The following is a 14,579-nucleotide window of genomic DNA, read 5'->3' as shown; positions in this document are numbered from 1 at the left end:
TCAGTGCCCCAGCTGGCGCGGCTGCCAGTCCTTGACCACCAGAGTCACGTCGAGGTCCTTGCCGTGCAGCTTCAGGCGTTCCGGTAGCCAGTAACCGTTCTGCTCGGTGTAGCTCAAGTACTGCACCTGCCAGCCATCCTGCTCGAGGCTGGCCAGGCGGCTGTCGCCGTCCAGGGTCAGCTTGCTCTTGCTGTCGGGGGCGGGCAGGCCGCGTACCCACCAGACCAGGTGCGAGACCGGCAGCTGCCAGCCGAGCTGTTCTTCCAGCAGGGCTTCGGGGCTGGCGGCTTCATAGCGGCCCTGGTTGGCCACTTCCAGCACCACGCCACCGGGGCGGCCGGTCAAGCGAGCGGCGCCGCGGCCGAGTGGGCCGGCCAGGCGGATGTCGTAATAGTCCTGACGTTGCAGCCAGAACAGCGTGCCACTGCCGGAATCACGCGGGGCGCGAATGCCGACCTTGCCGTTGATCTGCCAGCCGTCGAGGCTGCTCAACTGCTCTTTATGGGCGCGCCACTGCTGCGGGTCGCCGTGGCCCTGCAGGGCCTCGCGGCTCCCGAAGCCGGCACAGCCGGCCAGCAGGGCGATCAGGGTGAAGGTGATGCAATGGCGCAGGAACATGGCGTTAAAGAGTCTCGGATCCGGTCAGGCGCAAGATGGTCTTGCGCAGGATGGGGCTGTCGGCCTGGGCTTCGAAGCCCTTGGCCCAGACCTGGCGGGCTTCACGGCGCTTGCCGTTGGCCCACAGCACTTCGCCCAGGTGGGCCGCCACTTCGTGGTCGGGGAAGCGGGCAAAGGCCTGGCGCAGGTAATTTTCAGCCTCGTCGAGGTGGCCCAGGCGGTAGTTGATCCAGCCCATGCTGTCGAGTACGGCAGGGTCGTCCGGGGTCAGCTGGTGGGCTTTGTCGATCAGCGCCTTGGCTTCGTCGTAGCGGGTGGTGCGGTCGGCCAAGGTGTAGCCCAGGGCGTTCAGCGCCATGGCGTTGTCCGGCTCGCGGGCGATGATGGCGCGCAGGTCTTTTTCCATCTGCGCCAGGTCATTGCGCTTTTCGGCCAGCATGGCGCGGGTGTAAAGCAGGTTGAGGTCGTCCGGGTAGTGCTTGAGGGCTTGCTGCAGCACCTGGTCGGCCTGGGCGTCCTTGTTGTTGTTGCTGTAGCTTTCCGACTCGATCAGGTACAGCTGCACGGCGTAGTCGGGCTGCACCTCGCGGGCCTCGGCGAGCAGGCGCGAGGCTTCGGTGCCGCGGCCGTTGGCGATGAGGATGTCGGCCTGGCGCAGTTGCGCCGGCAGGTAGTCCGGGCCGTTGCCGACCAGGGCGTATTCGCGGAGGGCCGCGGCCGGGTCGTGGCGTTCTTCGGCGATGCGGCCCAGGTTCAGGTGGGCGGCGTCGACGTTGCTGTCGCGCTCGATCAGCTCGCGCAGGTAGACCTCGGCTTCGTCCCAGTCCTTCATCTCCAGGCACACCAGGGCCAGGGAGTAACGCGATTCGTCGTCATCCGGGTATTGCTGGACCAGGCTGAGGAATTCGGCCTTGGCGTCGGCCATGCGGTCCTGCTCGACCAGGGTGCGCGCGTAGGTCAGGCGCAGGCGCTTGTCGTCCGGGTTGTCGCGGATTGCCCCGCGCAGCAGTGGCAGCGCTTCCGGGCCGCGGTCCAGGGCCTGGAGCAAGCGGGCACGCAGCAGAATTGGGGCGATTTCGCCATTCTGCGCCGGGTGCGCTTCGAGCAGGTCGAGGGCTTCCTGGGCCTTGCCGTCCTGGTTCAGCAGCAGCGCCTTGCCGAACACCAGCTGGCTGTTGTCCGGGTACTTGACCAGCAGGCGGTCGAAGCTCTGCATCAGGCCGTCGCGGGTGCTCTGGTCGGTTTCGGCGGCGGACAGGGCGAGGAAGTCGAAGTGGGTGTCACCCTGGCCTTGCAGCACCTTCTCCATATAAGTCATGGAGTCGTCGTAGCGGCCGGCACGGGCCAGCTGGATGGCGGCGGCGCGCTGGGCGTCGAGGTTCTCCGGGTCGTTCTTGGCCCAGATCAGGGCGCTGTCCAGGGCCGGTTCGTCGGCGCCGAGGTACTCGGCAATCCGGTAGGCGCGCTCGGAGACACCCGGGTCCTGGGTCTTCTCGGCCTGGTCAGCGTAGTTGGCCAGGGCGATGTCGAAGCGATTGCGCTGCCCGGCCAGTTCGGCCACCAGCAGGCTATAAAGGGTGTCTTGCGTGAACGACCCATACACCACGGGCTTCTTCGCCTCGGCCTCGGCGGCGGGAGGCTCGGCCTTTTGCGGGGCCAGGCTCTGGCAGCCCTGGAGCAGGGCGAAGGCAAGCAGCAGTGCGTAAGGTCTGTTCATAGAGAGGCTTAAAAAGACTAACCGGCGGTCGGAGCATGATGACACAAGCGCGGGGGCAAACCCACCTGCGAAGGTCGTGGTTTACAGCTTGGGTGATGCTAGCTCGGACAGTGGGGTAGGTGAGAGGTTCGGTGGTGTGGTTCGCCCTGTTGATTCAGTTGTTGAGGATGATGGTTATCTCGTTGAACTCTACATGCTAATGGATAAATTTTTCACCGTCGTCGCGGCAGAGCGAGATTCAAACGAGCATTCTTCGTTTCTCCCGTCTGTGCATGCTTTTTTAATTGATAGGCTTGTGCTCGCGACTTCCAGCGCAATACCTATATAGGCGCCTTCCCTGACCAGGTTTGCTGCCTTGCTAACTCTGACCTTATCGGCATGCCCTGCGATATCTCCACTATTCAAATAGCTTTTGGTGGAAAGGCCAAGGGTTCTTTTAATCGCTCCTTCGTTTCGCAAGCTAGCACCAAACGCTGCCATTGTGCTCAACTGCTCATCCAGCCTGGAGAACAACGCTGCACGCCTTGATCACTTCAGGTCAAACATGCGGTCTAAACATTCGAGTGCCAAGAGTGAAATGAACGAAATGAGAAGGTTCCACCTTGTGAACTTCAGTGCGCGCTTCATGCGCGTAGGAAAACGGCGGATTTCATCAGGATCCGCCAGTCCTCTCCGAACGTAGAAGCCCGGCGTCGCTAGTATGTCGGCTGCCATGCTGGTTCTGAATACCTTACCCAGAAGGCCTGCCTTGGACCATGTTGATGTACTTCCCATTAGGGCTTTACAGTTTGAGAGGTGGCACTCGATCTCTTTGAGATGGCGGCATGCGACATAAACAAGGCTACACACACTACAGCCCATCGAAAGCAGGATGAGAGACGCCACTGTCAAGAGCGTTGGATTGGTCAAGGTTCAACCTTTTCGTATAGAAGTTCGCCGATCTCACCACCCCATTTTTTACCGATTTCAGCACCCGCCATTCCGCCAGCCGCCCCGCCTATGACACCGCATGCAAGTGTGCTCAAGCCTCTGGTTGGAATTCTTAGTGCAATGCAAATCCTAGATGTGAATAATCCACCTATGATCGCTCCGCCAGTATTGCCGCTGAGGCTTCCAAGCAAGGATGAGCTTTCGATGTATTTAGCTTTTCTGCAAGCTTCTTCTCGTCCTAAAGCGCACGCTTTGCGAATTTCGAGGCTCGTAGCAGCAACCTCAAGCGCAATGCCTATATAAGCGCCTTTTTTGATCAGGTTGGCTGCCTTGCCGACTCCTGCGACCTTATCGGCATACCCTGCAATTTCACCAGCATGCAAATAGCTCTTCGTCGAAATGCCTAGGGTCTTTTTGATCGACCCCTTATTTCGCAAGCTGGCACCAAACGCTGCCGTTTGGCTCAATTGTTCATCCAGTCTGGCGAACAGTGCCGCACGCTTGGCATAGAATTGGTCGCGAGCCCTGAGCGTTCCTGAACCCATGTGACCCTGATACAGCTTTTCAATTTCCAGCAACGTGCCCTGAATAGCCTTCAGGTGCCTGCTCCAGCCATCGCTGACCACGCCTGCGCCCGTGGCGGCATGTGTAAGCAGACTTTTGAGCAACTCGAAATTATCCAGAAAAAACTCATCGGCACCTTGCCCGCTGCGCATCAGCCCCATATGCGTCTGGGTAGCCTTCGCCATCAGATACTCCTCCTGGCTTGTACACGAAGGCGTCGACCAGTCGCCGACAATGACCAGTTCGCCGCTTCTGACCACATTGTTGAAGATGTGAGCATTCAGAACGTCGAACTTGCTAGCCGAATGCCCGCTGAGCACAAGGCCTGCCTTGAGTGTGTGGTAGTTCTGCATTTTGGGGTTGATGAACGCGCGGGCTTCGGTCATGGGGACTCCTTACGCGTATTTCTTGTTGCCGATGCGGTCCCACCCGCCAGCGATGTTACCGCCGCCGGAGCCGTCGATGCGTTTCTGCTGGGTATAGGTAGTCTTGATTCGGCCGTAATCGAGTTGCACTACTTCGATCGGTACGCCATCGGCAGCGCTTTGGGTGTAATCGGCAATGATCACTTCTTCGAGGACAACCTCGTAGTATTTGAGCTTGTCGCCGCCCGCGCGGCAAAGCGCGAGTTTTACTTCCTTGAGGTGTGTACCTGCACAACTCGCCTCCATGAGTTTGCAACTGGCACTGTCGAGGAACTTGGTGAACCTGAAGTTGCTGACGCCGGTGCGGCCTGAAGTGGCGCCCCCAGCGGAGCTGGCAGTGGCTGAGGTGCTTTGGCTTACGCCGAAGTCGTAGCCGGTAACTTCAATCCATTTGTTGTATTTTTCATCCAGCGCTTCGCCCGCTATTTCGTCGATTTGTATATATGCGTCAAATGCCATGCTTACCTCTCCTTGGCAATCATTTTCAGGTGTTTGATTACTGACGGGGTACTTGGCCCGGTCAGTGATTGGCAAGGCTAGGCACCGATTTCTGTGAAGGCAATAGAGGGACATCTATTTGGGAAAAGGACTACAAGATTGTGGATAACTTCTGCCTGGATGTGTCCAAAAGTTTCATTGACAGGTGTTATTTTTAGGTAATGTTACCTGTCTGTGGGGGAATCGCTCAGGGGCAAGCAACCTGAAGAGGTAGGGGGCATAAGAAATTGGCTTGGCCTGTTCTGGCCTCTTCGCGGGACAAGCCCGCTCCTACAGGTTTCGTGCTTGCCTCGGTCGTGGGCAGGGGCTCCTCGGAGGCCGGATCGGTCGGGGCTATCACGACAATAGCGAACGGTGGTTGTTCTAGAACCTGCGAAAGAGGACAATTATCGGCTTCTCGTCACAACCAGCGACCTTGCATGGCCTTTCTTGCACTTGGTATCAACCATAAGACTGCCTCGGTAGACGTACGCGAGCGCGTGGCGTTTACCCCAGAGCAGCTGGTAGACGCCCTGCAGCAGCTCTGCCGACTGACCGCCAGCCGTGAGGCGGCGATCCTGTCGACCTGCAACCGTAGCGAGCTATATATAGAGCAGGACCACCTGTCCGCCGACGCCGTGCTGCGATGGCTGGCCGAGTATCACCGGCTGAGCCTGGACGAGCTGCGCGCCAGCGCCTACGTCCATGAAGAGCACGACGCCGTGAAGCACATGATGCGGGTGGCCTCCGGGCTCGACTCGCTGGTGCTCGGCGAACCGCAGATCCTCGGCCAGATGAAGTCCGCGTACGCCGTAGCGCGCGAAGCCGGCACTGTCGGCCCGCTGCTGGGGCGCCTGTTCCAGGCCACCTTCAGCGCTGCCAAGCAGGTGCGCACGGATACCGCGATCGGCGAAAACCCGGTGTCCGTGGCGTTTGCTGCGGTCAGCCTGGCCAAGCAGATCTTCAGCGACCTGGGTCGTAGCCAGGCCCTGCTGATCGGTGCCGGTGAGACCATCACCCTGGTTGCTCGACACTTGCACGAGCAAGGTGTGCGCCGCATCGTCGTGGCCAACCGCACCCTGGAGCGGGCGAGCATTCTTGCCGAGCAGTTTGGTGCCCATGCCGTGCTGCTGGCCGACATCCCGCAAGAGCTGGCCAACAGCGATATCGTCATCAGTTCTACCGCCAGCCAGTTGCCGATCCTCGGCAAGGGCGCGGTGGAAAGCGCGCTGAAGCAGCGTCGGCACAAGCCGATCTTCATGGTCGATATCGCCGTGCCGCGTGACATCGAGCCGCAAGTAGGCGAACTCGACGACGTTTACTTGTACACCGTCGATGACCTGCACGAAGTGGTCGCGGAGAACCTCAAGAGCCGCCAGGGCGCAGCCCAGGCCGCCGAGGAACTGGTGTCGGTGGGCGCCGAAGACTTCATGCTGCGCCTGCGCGAACTGGCCGCCGTCGATGTGCTGCGCGCTTACCGCCAGCAAAGTGAGCGCTTGCGCGACGAAGAATTGCAAAAGGCCCAGCGCCTGCTGGCCAACGGCGGCAACCCCGAGGATGTACTGGCGCAACTGGCCCGGGGCCTGACCAACAAACTCCTGCATGCCCCAAGCGTGCAGCTGAAAAAGCTCTCGGCCGAGGGCCGCCTCGATGCGCTGGCCATGGCCCAGGAACTCTTTGCCCTCAACGAGGGCTCGACGGACAAATCCCCGCAATGAAAGCGTCGCTGCTGAACAAACTGGAGATTCTCCAGGACCGCTTCGAGGAACTCACCGCGCTGCTGGGTGACGCCGAAGTCATATCTGACCAGACCCGTTTCCGCGCCTATTCCCGCGAATATGCCGAGGTCGAGCCGGTGTACACCGCCTACAAAGCGTGGCGCAAGGTGCAGGACGACCTCGAAGGCGCGCAGGCGCTGCTCAAGGACGCCGACCCCGACTTGCGCGAAATGGCCGTGGAAGAAGTGCGCGAAGCCAAGGAGCAACTGCTCGAAATGGAGTCCAGCCTGCAGCGCATGTTGCTGCCCAAGGACCCCAACGATGGCCGCAACGTGTTCCTCGAAATTCGCGCCGGCACCGGTGGCGACGAGGCGGCGATCTTCTCTGGCGACCTGTTCCGCATGTACTCGCGCTACGCCGAGAAGCGCGGCTGGCGTTTGGAGATCCTCTCCGAAAACGAGGGCGAGCACGGCGGCTATAAAGAAATCATTGCCCGTGTCGAAGGCGAAAACGTCTACGGCAAGCTCAAGTTCGAGTCCGGCGCGCACCGTGTTCAGCGTGTCCCGGAAACCGAATCCCAGGGCCGTATCCACACCTCGGCCTGCACGGTAGCCGTGCTGCCCGAGCCCGACGAACAAGCGGCGATCGAGATCAACCCGGCCGACCTGCGCGTCGACACCTACCGTGCCTCGGGCGCCGGTGGTCAGCACGTGAACAAGACCGATTCGGCGATCCGCATCACCCACTTGCCCACCGGCATCGTGGTCGAGTGCCAGGAAGAGCGTTCGCAGCACAAGAACCGCGCCCGTGCGATGTCCTGGCTGTCGGCCAAGCTCAACGACATGCAGACCAGCGCCGCGCAGAACGCCATCGCCAGCGAGCGCAAGCTGCTGGTTGGCTCCGGTGACCGCTCCGAACGTATTCGTACCTACAATTATCCACAGGGGCGGGTGACCGATCACCGCATCAACCTGACCTTGTACTCCCTCGACGACATCCTTGCCGGTGGCGTGGAGGCCGTGATCGAACCGTTGCTGGCCGAATACCAGGCCGATCAACTGGCTGCCCTGGGGGACTGATGACCATCATTGCCAGCCTCCTGCGCAACGCGCAGCTACCCGATTCGCCCAGCGAGCGCCTGGATGCCGAACTGCTGCTCGCTGCTGCCATCGGCAAGTCGCGCAGCTTCCTGCATACCTGGCCCGAGCGCATTGTCAGCAGTGAAGATGCCGAGACTTACGCTGGCTACCTGCAGCGTCGCCGTGCCGGTGAGCCGGTGGCCTACATCCTGGGGCAGCAGGGCTTCTGGAAGATCGACCTGGAAGTGGCGCCGCATACACTGATCCCACGCCCGGATACCGAGTTGCTGGTCGAAACCGCCCTGGAGCTGCAGCCTGCATCGCCAGCCAAGGTCCTGGACCTCGGGACCGGCACCGGTGCTATCGCCCTGGCCCTGGCCAGCGAGTGCCCGGCCTGGCAAGTGACGGCCGTGGACCGTGTCGAAGAGGCCGTGGCCTTGGCCGAGCGCAACCGCCAACGCCTGGGCCTGAGCAACGTCCAGGTGCTTGCCAGCCACTGGTTCGCCAGCTTGGCCGGGCAGCGCTTCGACCTGATCCTCAGCAACCCGCCGTACATCCGCGCCGAAGACCCGCACCTGGTCGAAGGCGACGTGCGTTTCGAGCCCAGCAGTGCGCTGGTGGCCGGTACCGATGGCCTCGAGGACCTGCGGGTGATCGTCACCCAGGCGCCGGAGCATCTGTTGCCTGGTGGCTGGCTGCTGCTTGAACACGGTTACGACCAGGCTGCAGACGTTCGGGCCCTGCTGACTGCGCGAGGCTTCGCCGAGGTCGCCAGCCGCAAGGACCTGGGCGGCCATGAACGTATTTCACTGGGGCGCCTGCCATGCTGACCGATCAGGAACTGTTGCGTTACAGCCGGCAGATCCTGCTGGCCCAGGTGGATATCGAAGGCCAGCTGCGGCTCAAGCACAGCAAGGCCTTGATCGTCGGCCTCGGTGGCCTTGGCTCGCCGGTGGCGCTGTACCTGGCAGCTGCAGGCGTGGGTGAGCTGCACCTGGCCGACTTCGACACCGTGGACCTGACCAACCTGCAACGCCAGGTCATCCATGACAGCGACAGCGTCGGCATGAGCAAGGTCGATTCGGCGGTACAGCGGCTGCAGGCGATCAACCCGGAGATTGCCCTGGTCGCTCACCGCCAGGCATTGGACGAAGACTCCCTGGCCGCCGCAGTGGCAGCGGTCGACCTGGTGCTGGACTGCTCCGACAATTTCGGTACGCGCGAGGCGGTCAATGCGGCCTGCTTCGCCGCCGGCAAGCCGCTGGTGAGCGGCGCGGCGATCCGCCTGGAAGGCCAGTTGTCGGTGTTCGACCCGCGCCGTGACAACAGCCCGTGCTACCACTGCCTGTACGGCCATGGCAGCGAAGACGAGTTGACCTGCAGCGAAGCCGGCGTGATCGGCCCGCTGGTGGGCCTGGTCGGCAGCCTGCAAGCGCTGGAGGCAATGAAGTTGTTGGCTGGTTTCGGCGAACCGTTGGTAGGCCGCCTGCTGTTGATCGATGCCCTTGGCACGCGCCTGCGGGAGCTGCGGGTCAAGCGTGACCCGGCCTGTGCCGTGTGCAGCAAGCGCGATGGCTGAGCGCTCGGCGCCGGTCGGCGTGATGGACTCGGGGGTCGGCGGTTTGTCGGTGCTCGCCGAGATCCAGCGCCTGCTGCCCAACGAGTCGCTGCTTTACGTGGCCGATTGTGGTCACGTGCCTTATGGCGAGAAGTCCCCGGACTACATCCGCCAGCGCTGCCGGCGCATCGCCGAGTTCTTCCAGGCACAAGGTGCCAAAGCGATGGTCATGGCCTGCAATACCGCCACAGTGGCCGCGGCTGCCGACCTACGCGAGTTGTACCCCGACTGGCCACTGGTCGGCATGGAGCCGGCAGTCAAGCCCGCTGCTGCCGCCACCCGCTCGGGTGTGGTCGGCGTGCTGGCCACCACGGGCACCTTGCAGAGTGCCAAGTTTGCTGCCTTGCTCGACCGCTTCGCCAATGACGTGCAAGTGGTCACCCAGCCCTGCCCGGGGCTGGTCGAGCTGATCGAAACCGGCGACCTCGCTAGCCCGCAGTTGCGCCAGTTACTGCAGGGCTACGTGCAGCCACTGCTGGCCGCTGGTTGCGACACGCTGATCCTCGGTTGCACCCATTACCCCTTCTTACGCCCTCTGCTGGCGGAGATGGTGCCCGCCGACGTGGCCATCATCGATACCGGTGCCGCCGTGGCGCGCCAACTGCAACGCCTGCTGGCCGCGCGCGGGCTCCTGGCCGACGGGCCGGCGCGCGATGCGGCATTCTGGAGCAGTGCCGAACCGCAGTCCCTGAAAAAAATCCTGCCAGTGCTGTGGCATGAGTCGGACAGTGTGCAAAGCTTTCAGTTGTAAAAAAAATGTGAAAACAGCTGAACTATCGTTCCATTTCCGATTTCTACCGATTTGCCTGATAGAGGGCGAACACTAATAACAGCAGGAAGAAGGATGTTTTTCATGAGGAAGCTGATCGGTTTGGCGGCAGCTGCCGCATTGACCCTGGGGCATGTGGTGGCAGCGCACGCGGCCGACGTATCGTTTTCGGTGGGGCAGACCGGTGATTCGACAATGGTTTACCGGCTGGGCCTGCAGTCCAACTGGGACGCGAGTTGGTGGCAGACCAGCGTCGGCCGGCTGACAGGCTATTGGGATGGCGCCTACACCTACTGGGAGGGTGACGAGACGTCTAGCAACCACAGCCTGTCGTTTGCGCCAGTGTTCGTCTATGAGTTTGCCGGGGGCTCAGTGAAGCCCTATATCGAAGCGGGGATCGGTGTAGCGGCATTTGCCCATACCGAAATCGAGAGCAACAAGCTCGGCTCGTCATTCCAGTTTGAAGACCGGATTGGCTTCGGGCTGCGGTTTGCCGGTGGGCATGAGGTCGGGGTAAGGGCGATCCACTATTCCAATGCGGGGATCCAAACCCCTAATGACGGTGTCGAGAGTTACAGCCTGCATTACCGCATGGCCCTCTGACTATTCCTGTCCCGGCCCGACAGGGCCGGGCCGGAACCCCATGACTTAGCGAGACAGCGGCCAAAGGCTGCTGATTTCCAGCACCTCCAGCACCAACTCCGGTTCGCGCAAAGCCAACCGCGAGATCAATTCATCCGCCGCATTCTGCGGTGTCCACGCATCCGGAACGGCCTGTACGGAAGTCACTGGCGTCTTCAGCGACTGCGGTGCCACCACCGTCAGGTCGATCCCCTGGTCTTTCAATACTTGGCGCTGCTCGCGCGACCACTGCGGCAGATTGTTCCAGCCCGCCGACACTTGCGTAGGCGAGTAAAGCTGCAAGCCAGCATAGCGGTTGAAAATCGCCATGACTTGCGGCTGATGCCCCTTTGCCAACAACGGCTGCACATTGGCCAGGCAATGCTCGGCAGCCAGTTGGTTGCTGGTGACAATGGTTTCGAACACATCGCTGTCCGCCACGTCATCGGCCAGATAATCGCTAGTCCCGGCATTGAGGATCAGCACGTCCAGTGAGCACCAGGCATGGCATATCTGCTTTGCCGCACTGGCGGCCTTTTCATCTTCTTGCAGTTGCCAAGGCAGCTTCAGCAGCCGGCTACCATGGCGCACTGTCAGCGCCTGAAGTTCCTCGCTTTCCTTGCCACTTGCGGCAACCCGGTGCCCTTGTTCGAGCAACCGCTCCACCAGGGCCAGACCCAGTCCGTTGCTGGCCCCCGTAACCCAGAAACTACGCGAGTGATTCAAGATACTGCCCTCTGATCCTGCCGGCGAGGAAGACCTTTGAAGGCTTCCAGCGCACGCTGGCGACTGCTACTGAGATCGACTATTGGACTGTGATAGAAATTATTAGCAAAAAGATCCGCAGACTTCACGGGCTGGTGGATGGATTTTTCATCCAGATCCCGCAATTCCGGTAGCCAGTGGCGAATGAAGCGACCTTCGGGGTCGAAACGCTGGGACTGGGAAACCGGGTTGAAAATACGGAAGTAGGGCACTGCGTCGGTGCCGGTGGAGGCACTCCACTGCCAGCCACCATTGTTGGCGGCCAGATCACCGTCTATCAGATGGCGCATGAAATGACGTTCGCCCAAGCGCCAGTCGATCAGTAGGTTCTTGCTGAGGAACATGGCGACGATCATGCGCAGGCGGTTGTGCATCCAGCCGGTGTGCAGCAGTTGGCGCATGGCCGCGTCGATGATCGGGAAGCCGGTACGGCCTTCCTGCCAAGCCTTGAGGTCGTCCGGTGCCTCGCGCCACGGCAGGGCTTCAGTCTGCACGCGGAAGGCACGATGCCGGGAGACCTGTGGATAACCCGTCAGGATGTGCTTGTAGAACTCGCGCCAGAGCAGTTCGTTGATCCACGTCTGAATGCCGCTGCTGCCGCTGTCGAATTCACCGCGGTTGCTGGCGAGGGCGGCGTGCAGGCATTGCCGGGGCGAGATGACCCCAGCGGCCAGGTAGGCAGATAGCTGGCTGGTGCCGGGCTTGGCCGGGAGGTCACGCAGGTGGTCGTAATCCTCGACCGTTTCATCCAGAAAGCGGCCAAGCCGTGCCTGCGCTTCGTCTTCACCGGCGGGCCAGTGATTGCTGAGTGCGCGGGCTGGCGTGTCGAAACCGTCGATATGCGGTGGGATCGGGTCACTGCTGATATCCAGCGGGGCCTGCTTTTTTACCCGCCGGGCCATGCTTGGCAGGCTGCGGTGCAGGTGCTCCAGGCAGACCTTCTTGAACTGGCTGAAGACCTGAAAGTAATCGCCGCTGCGGGTCAGGATGGTGCCTGGGCGGAAGAACAGCTGATCGAGGTAGCTATGGGCGCGGATGCCGGAATTTTCCAGCAGTTGGCGTATGGCCGCATCGCGCCGGTCTTCGTTGATGCCGTATTCGTCATTCCAGTGCACGGCCTCGATGTTGTGCTGGCGGCAGACCTCGAGCAGGGTGGCGGGTGCCTGGTCCCAGGTGTCGATCTGGCGCACCAGCAGCGGGATATTCAGTTGGCCCAGCGACTGGCGCAGCTGGCGCAGGTTGCGCAGCCAGAAGTCGACCTTGCAGGCAGCGTCGTCGTGGGCCTGCCATTGGCCTGGGCTGGCCAGCCACAAGGCCACGGTCGGGCCGCGTTCGCAGGCGACGCTGAGGGCAGAGTTGTCATCGATGCGCAGGTCGCTGCGCAGCCAGATCAGTTGCATGGTGCACTCGTCTCTACAGGCCGGCGGTCATTGCCTTGCAGCACACGCAATGCCGCCTGCGGGGTATCGAAAAGGAAAAGGTCAGGCACATCGAAAGCCTGCAGCTGGGCCTGGTGCAGGGCGATGGTGGGGCCGCCCAGCAGCTTGGTCCCGGCAATGCCCTGCAAGGTGCGCAGCAAGGCACCGGCATCGATGCGTGGGCCCAGGTGCAGCAGCACTGCCCGCGGCTGCAGCGTGATCACGGCACGCTGCAGCTGCGCGCTGGCCACCGGTTGTTCAAATACTTCGACAGGGATGCCGTTGCTGCTCAGCAACCAGGCGCACAGCCACAGGTTTGCATCGAACGGGCGCTCGCTGTCTTCGCAGAGCAGCACGGCTCGCCCTTGTAACGATTGATTGTCGTGATACACCCGAGCCCCGAGCTTGCTGCGCAGCCAGGTATGGAAAAACACCTGCTCAAGGCGCGCGTTGAAGTGACTGCGCCAGCGCACGGCCAAGGACTCCAGCAACGGCAACAACAACTGTTCGCACAGCGTCACGGCAGGGTACAAGGCCATGACCTGGTTCAGTTGCTGGTCGAGGGCACGTTGGGAAAGCGTGGCGATGGCCTCGATCAACTGCAGCTGGCGTGGTTGCCAGTCACCTATCGGTGCCCGCTCCAGCGGTTGGTCGAGCAGTTCGCGAACCTGGCCGACTGAGGCACCGCGCTCAAGCCAGGCGAGAATCGCATGCACCCGCTCGAGCTGGTCTTGCCCATACAAGCGGTGCCCCTTGGCGGTGCGTTGCGGCTTGAGCAGGCCGTAGCGGCGCTCCCAGGCACGCAAGGTGACCGGGTTCACGCCCGTGCGCCGGGCCAGTTCGCCGATTGGCAGGAGCGTTTCAGACAGCATTACGCAAGCCCAGGCTGTCAGGGTGAGGTTGCAGGTAGGTCTGTTGCAGCAAATAAGGATATGGGTGCTTGCGCAAGTGATGCTTGAGCAAGGTCAGCGGCACCACCAGCGGCACTTCCCCTTGCTGGTATTGGCCGATGATGTGCTGCAGTTCGGCCTTGTCCTGCTGTGTCAGCGCATCCTTGAAGTAGCCGCTCAGGTGTTGCAGAACGTTGCAGTGGGTACCACGGCTGGCGCAACGGCGCAGGGCCTGCATCAGCTGGCTGAAATAGCGCGGCCCGACCTGCTCCGGGTCGTCTTCGCGGCTCATGCTGCCCAGCAGGCGGCCGAGCTGGCGATAGGCCTGGGGGTTGTTCGCCATCAGCAGGTACTTGTAGCGTGAATGGAAGCGCACCAGGGCGCCACGGCTCAAGCCTTGTGCCCGCAGTTGCTGCCAGTCGGCGTAGGCATAGACGCGGCTGATGAAGTTCTCGCGCAGTACCGGGTCGTGCAGGCGGCCTTCTTCCTCGACTGGCAGGTCCGGGCGGCGGGCACAGAAGGCAGCGGCATAGGCTCCTGTGCCGCCTTGCTGCGCGGGGTGGCCGTTGTCCTGATAGACCTTGACCCGCTCTAGGCCACAGGAAGGCGACTTCTGCATGAAGATGTAGCCACAGATGTCATCGAGCTCGTCGGCCATCTGCTCGGCATAGTTGCGCAGCGAGCCGGTAACATCCATGCCGGGATTACGTGTGCCGACCACGGCGGGGTGCGCGGGGTCACCCACCAGGCGAATGGGGTCACGTGGCACGCCCAGGCCAATGGCGACCTCGGGGCACACCGGATGCCATTCGAAATGCGCTTCCAGTTGCTCACGGCACAGGTCGGATGCCTTGTGCCCGCCGTTGTAGCGCACGCTATGGCCGGTCAGGCAGGCGCTGATGGCGATACGTGGCTTATGTGAAAGGGCAGGTTTGTGCATGGCTGTCTCCGGAAAACTTGTACATAGAAG

14 protein-coding genes are annotated in these 14,579 nt (G+C 61.8%); 6 read left to right on the top strand and 8 right to left on the bottom strand.

Annotation, left to right across the window (positions count from 1 at the left end; all coding sequences use genetic code 11):
- The 4 genes from lolB to APH28_RS21215 form a co-directional block, all read right to left on the bottom strand.
- A complete protein-coding gene (lolB, locus tag APH28_RS21235) occupies positions 1-618 on the bottom strand; it encodes a lipoprotein insertase outer membrane protein LolB (protein WP_027918301.1) in 618 nt (205 codons plus the stop codon).
- A gap of 4 nt (positions 619-622) precedes the next feature.
- Positions 623-2,335, bottom strand: coding sequence for a tetratricopeptide repeat protein (locus APH28_RS21230; RefSeq protein ID WP_060512493.1), 1,713 nt, complete (start codon positions 2,333-2,335; stop codon positions 623-625).
- A 905-nt stretch (positions 2,336-3,240) separates the two neighbouring features.
- Complete coding sequence (locus APH28_RS21220; RefSeq protein ID WP_060512491.1) at positions 3,241-4,215, bottom strand: hypothetical protein; 975 nt, start codon at positions 4,213-4,215, stop codon at positions 3,241-3,243.
- 9 nt (positions 4,216-4,224) lie between these two features.
- On the bottom strand, positions 4,225-4,713 hold the full coding sequence (locus tag APH28_RS21215) for a type VI secretion system tube protein Hcp (RefSeq protein WP_060512490.1): 489 nt from the start codon (positions 4,711-4,713) through the stop codon (positions 4,225-4,227).
- Positions 4,714-5,171: 458 nt separating this feature from the next.
- On the opposite strand from APH28_RS21215, the gene hemA reads away from it, so the two are divergent.
- From hemA to APH28_RS21185, 6 genes are all read left to right on the top strand, one after another.
- Positions 5,172-6,449: a glutamyl-tRNA reductase gene (hemA, locus tag APH28_RS21210; protein WP_060512489.1), complete on the top strand. Its 1,278-nt coding sequence runs from the start codon at positions 5,172-5,174 to the stop codon at positions 6,447-6,449.
- Positions 6,446-7,528 carry a peptide chain release factor 1 gene (prfA, locus tag APH28_RS21205; protein WP_060512488.1) on the top strand — a complete coding sequence of 361 codons (1,083 nt, stop codon included), beginning with the start codon at positions 6,446-6,448 and terminating at the stop codon, positions 7,526-7,528. Before hemA ends, prfA begins: the two co-directional genes overlap by 4 nt.
- Positions 7,528-8,358, top strand: coding sequence for a peptide chain release factor N(5)-glutamine methyltransferase (prmC, locus tag APH28_RS21200; RefSeq protein WP_060512487.1), 831 nt, complete (start codon positions 7,528-7,530; stop codon positions 8,356-8,358). Before prfA ends, prmC begins: the two co-directional genes overlap by 1 nt.
- On the top strand, positions 8,352-9,107 hold the full coding sequence (locus APH28_RS21195; RefSeq protein ID WP_060512486.1) for a molybdopterin-synthase adenylyltransferase MoeB: 756 nt from the start codon (positions 8,352-8,354) through the stop codon (positions 9,105-9,107). The genes prmC and APH28_RS21195 overlap by 7 nt, the downstream gene beginning before the upstream one ends.
- Entirely contained in the window at positions 9,100-9,897 is a 798-nt protein-coding gene (gene murI / locus APH28_RS21190) for a glutamate racemase (RefSeq protein ID WP_060512485.1), read from the top strand. Before APH28_RS21195 ends, murI begins: the two co-directional genes overlap by 8 nt.
- A 102-nt stretch (positions 9,898-9,999) precedes the next feature.
- Positions 10,000-10,518: an acyloxyacyl hydrolase gene (locus APH28_RS21185; protein ID WP_060512543.1), complete on the top strand. Its 519-nt coding sequence runs from the start codon at positions 10,000-10,002 to the stop codon at positions 10,516-10,518.
- A 45-nt stretch (positions 10,519-10,563) separates the two neighbouring features.
- Here APH28_RS21185 and APH28_RS21180 read toward each other — a convergent pair whose 3' ends face one another.
- From APH28_RS21180 to APH28_RS21165, 4 genes are read right to left on the bottom strand one after another with little or no spacing between them, the layout of a single operon-like run.
- Positions 10,564-11,262 (bottom strand): SDR family oxidoreductase, encoded by a 699-nt coding sequence (locus APH28_RS21180; RefSeq protein WP_082432363.1) that lies wholly within the window; start codon positions 11,260-11,262, stop codon positions 10,564-10,566.
- A complete protein-coding gene (phrB, locus tag APH28_RS21175) occupies positions 11,259-12,701 on the bottom strand; it encodes a deoxyribodipyrimidine photo-lyase (protein WP_060512483.1) in 1,443 nt (480 codons plus the stop codon). Before phrB ends, APH28_RS21180 begins: the two co-directional genes overlap by 4 nt.
- Positions 12,692-13,591: a MerR family transcriptional regulator gene (locus APH28_RS21170; RefSeq protein ID WP_060512482.1), complete on the bottom strand. Its 900-nt coding sequence runs from the start codon at positions 13,589-13,591 to the stop codon at positions 12,692-12,694. Before APH28_RS21170 ends, phrB begins: the two co-directional genes overlap by 10 nt.
- On the bottom strand, positions 13,581-14,549 hold the full coding sequence (locus tag APH28_RS21165; protein ID WP_060512481.1) for a DUF523 and DUF1722 domain-containing protein: 969 nt from the start codon (positions 14,547-14,549) through the stop codon (positions 13,581-13,583). The genes APH28_RS21170 and APH28_RS21165 overlap by 11 nt, the downstream gene beginning before the upstream one ends.
- Positions 14,550-14,579: the final 30 nt, after the last annotated feature.

Source organism: Pseudomonas sp. NBRC 111124, assembly GCF_001320245.1.
Taxonomy (GTDB): domain Bacteria; phylum Pseudomonadota; class Gammaproteobacteria; order Pseudomonadales; family Pseudomonadaceae; genus Aquipseudomonas.
The sequence above is the reverse complement of the archived record's forward strand: the minus strand, read 5'-3'. Positions and strand labels throughout refer to the sequence as shown.

What these genes read in the sequence shown, in the direction of transcription:
- APH28_RS21170 (WP_060512482.1), bottom strand. Translation starts at nt 13,591, where the DNA reads ATGCTGTCTGAAACGCTCCTGCCAATCGGCGAACTGGCCCGGCGCACG.
- murI (WP_060512485.1), top strand. Translation starts at nt 9,100, where the DNA reads ATGGCTGAGCGCTCGGCGCCGGTCGGCGTGATGGACTCGGGGGTCGGC.
- hemA (WP_060512489.1), top strand. Translation starts at nt 5,172, where the DNA reads ATGGCCTTTCTTGCACTTGGTATCAACCATAAGACTGCCTCGGTAGAC.
- APH28_RS21220 (WP_060512491.1), bottom strand. Translation starts at nt 4,215, where the DNA reads ATGACCGAAGCCCGCGCGTTCATCAACCCCAAAATGCAGAACTACCAC.
- APH28_RS21195 (WP_060512486.1), top strand. Translation starts at nt 8,352, where the DNA reads ATGCTGACCGATCAGGAACTGTTGCGTTACAGCCGGCAGATCCTGCTG.
- APH28_RS21185 (WP_060512543.1), top strand. Translation starts at nt 10,000, where the DNA reads ATGAGGAAGCTGATCGGTTTGGCGGCAGCTGCCGCATTGACCCTGGGG.
- phrB (WP_060512483.1), bottom strand. Translation starts at nt 12,701, where the DNA reads ATGCAACTGATCTGGCTGCGCAGCGACCTGCGCATCGATGACAACTCT.
- prfA (WP_060512488.1), top strand. Translation starts at nt 6,446, where the DNA reads ATGAAAGCGTCGCTGCTGAACAAACTGGAGATTCTCCAGGACCGCTTC.
- APH28_RS21215 (WP_060512490.1), bottom strand. Translation starts at nt 4,713, where the DNA reads ATGGCATTTGACGCATATATACAAATCGACGAAATAGCGGGCGAAGCG.
- APH28_RS21230 (WP_060512493.1), bottom strand. Translation starts at nt 2,335, where the DNA reads ATGAACAGACCTTACGCACTGCTGCTTGCCTTCGCCCTGCTCCAGGGC.
- lolB (WP_027918301.1), bottom strand. Translation starts at nt 618, where the DNA reads ATGTTCCTGCGCCATTGCATCACCTTCACCCTGATCGCCCTGCTGGCC.
- APH28_RS21165 (WP_060512481.1), bottom strand. Translation starts at nt 14,549, where the DNA reads ATGCACAAACCTGCCCTTTCACATAAGCCACGTATCGCCATCAGCGCC.
- prmC (WP_060512487.1), top strand. Translation starts at nt 7,528, where the DNA reads ATGACCATCATTGCCAGCCTCCTGCGCAACGCGCAGCTACCCGATTCG.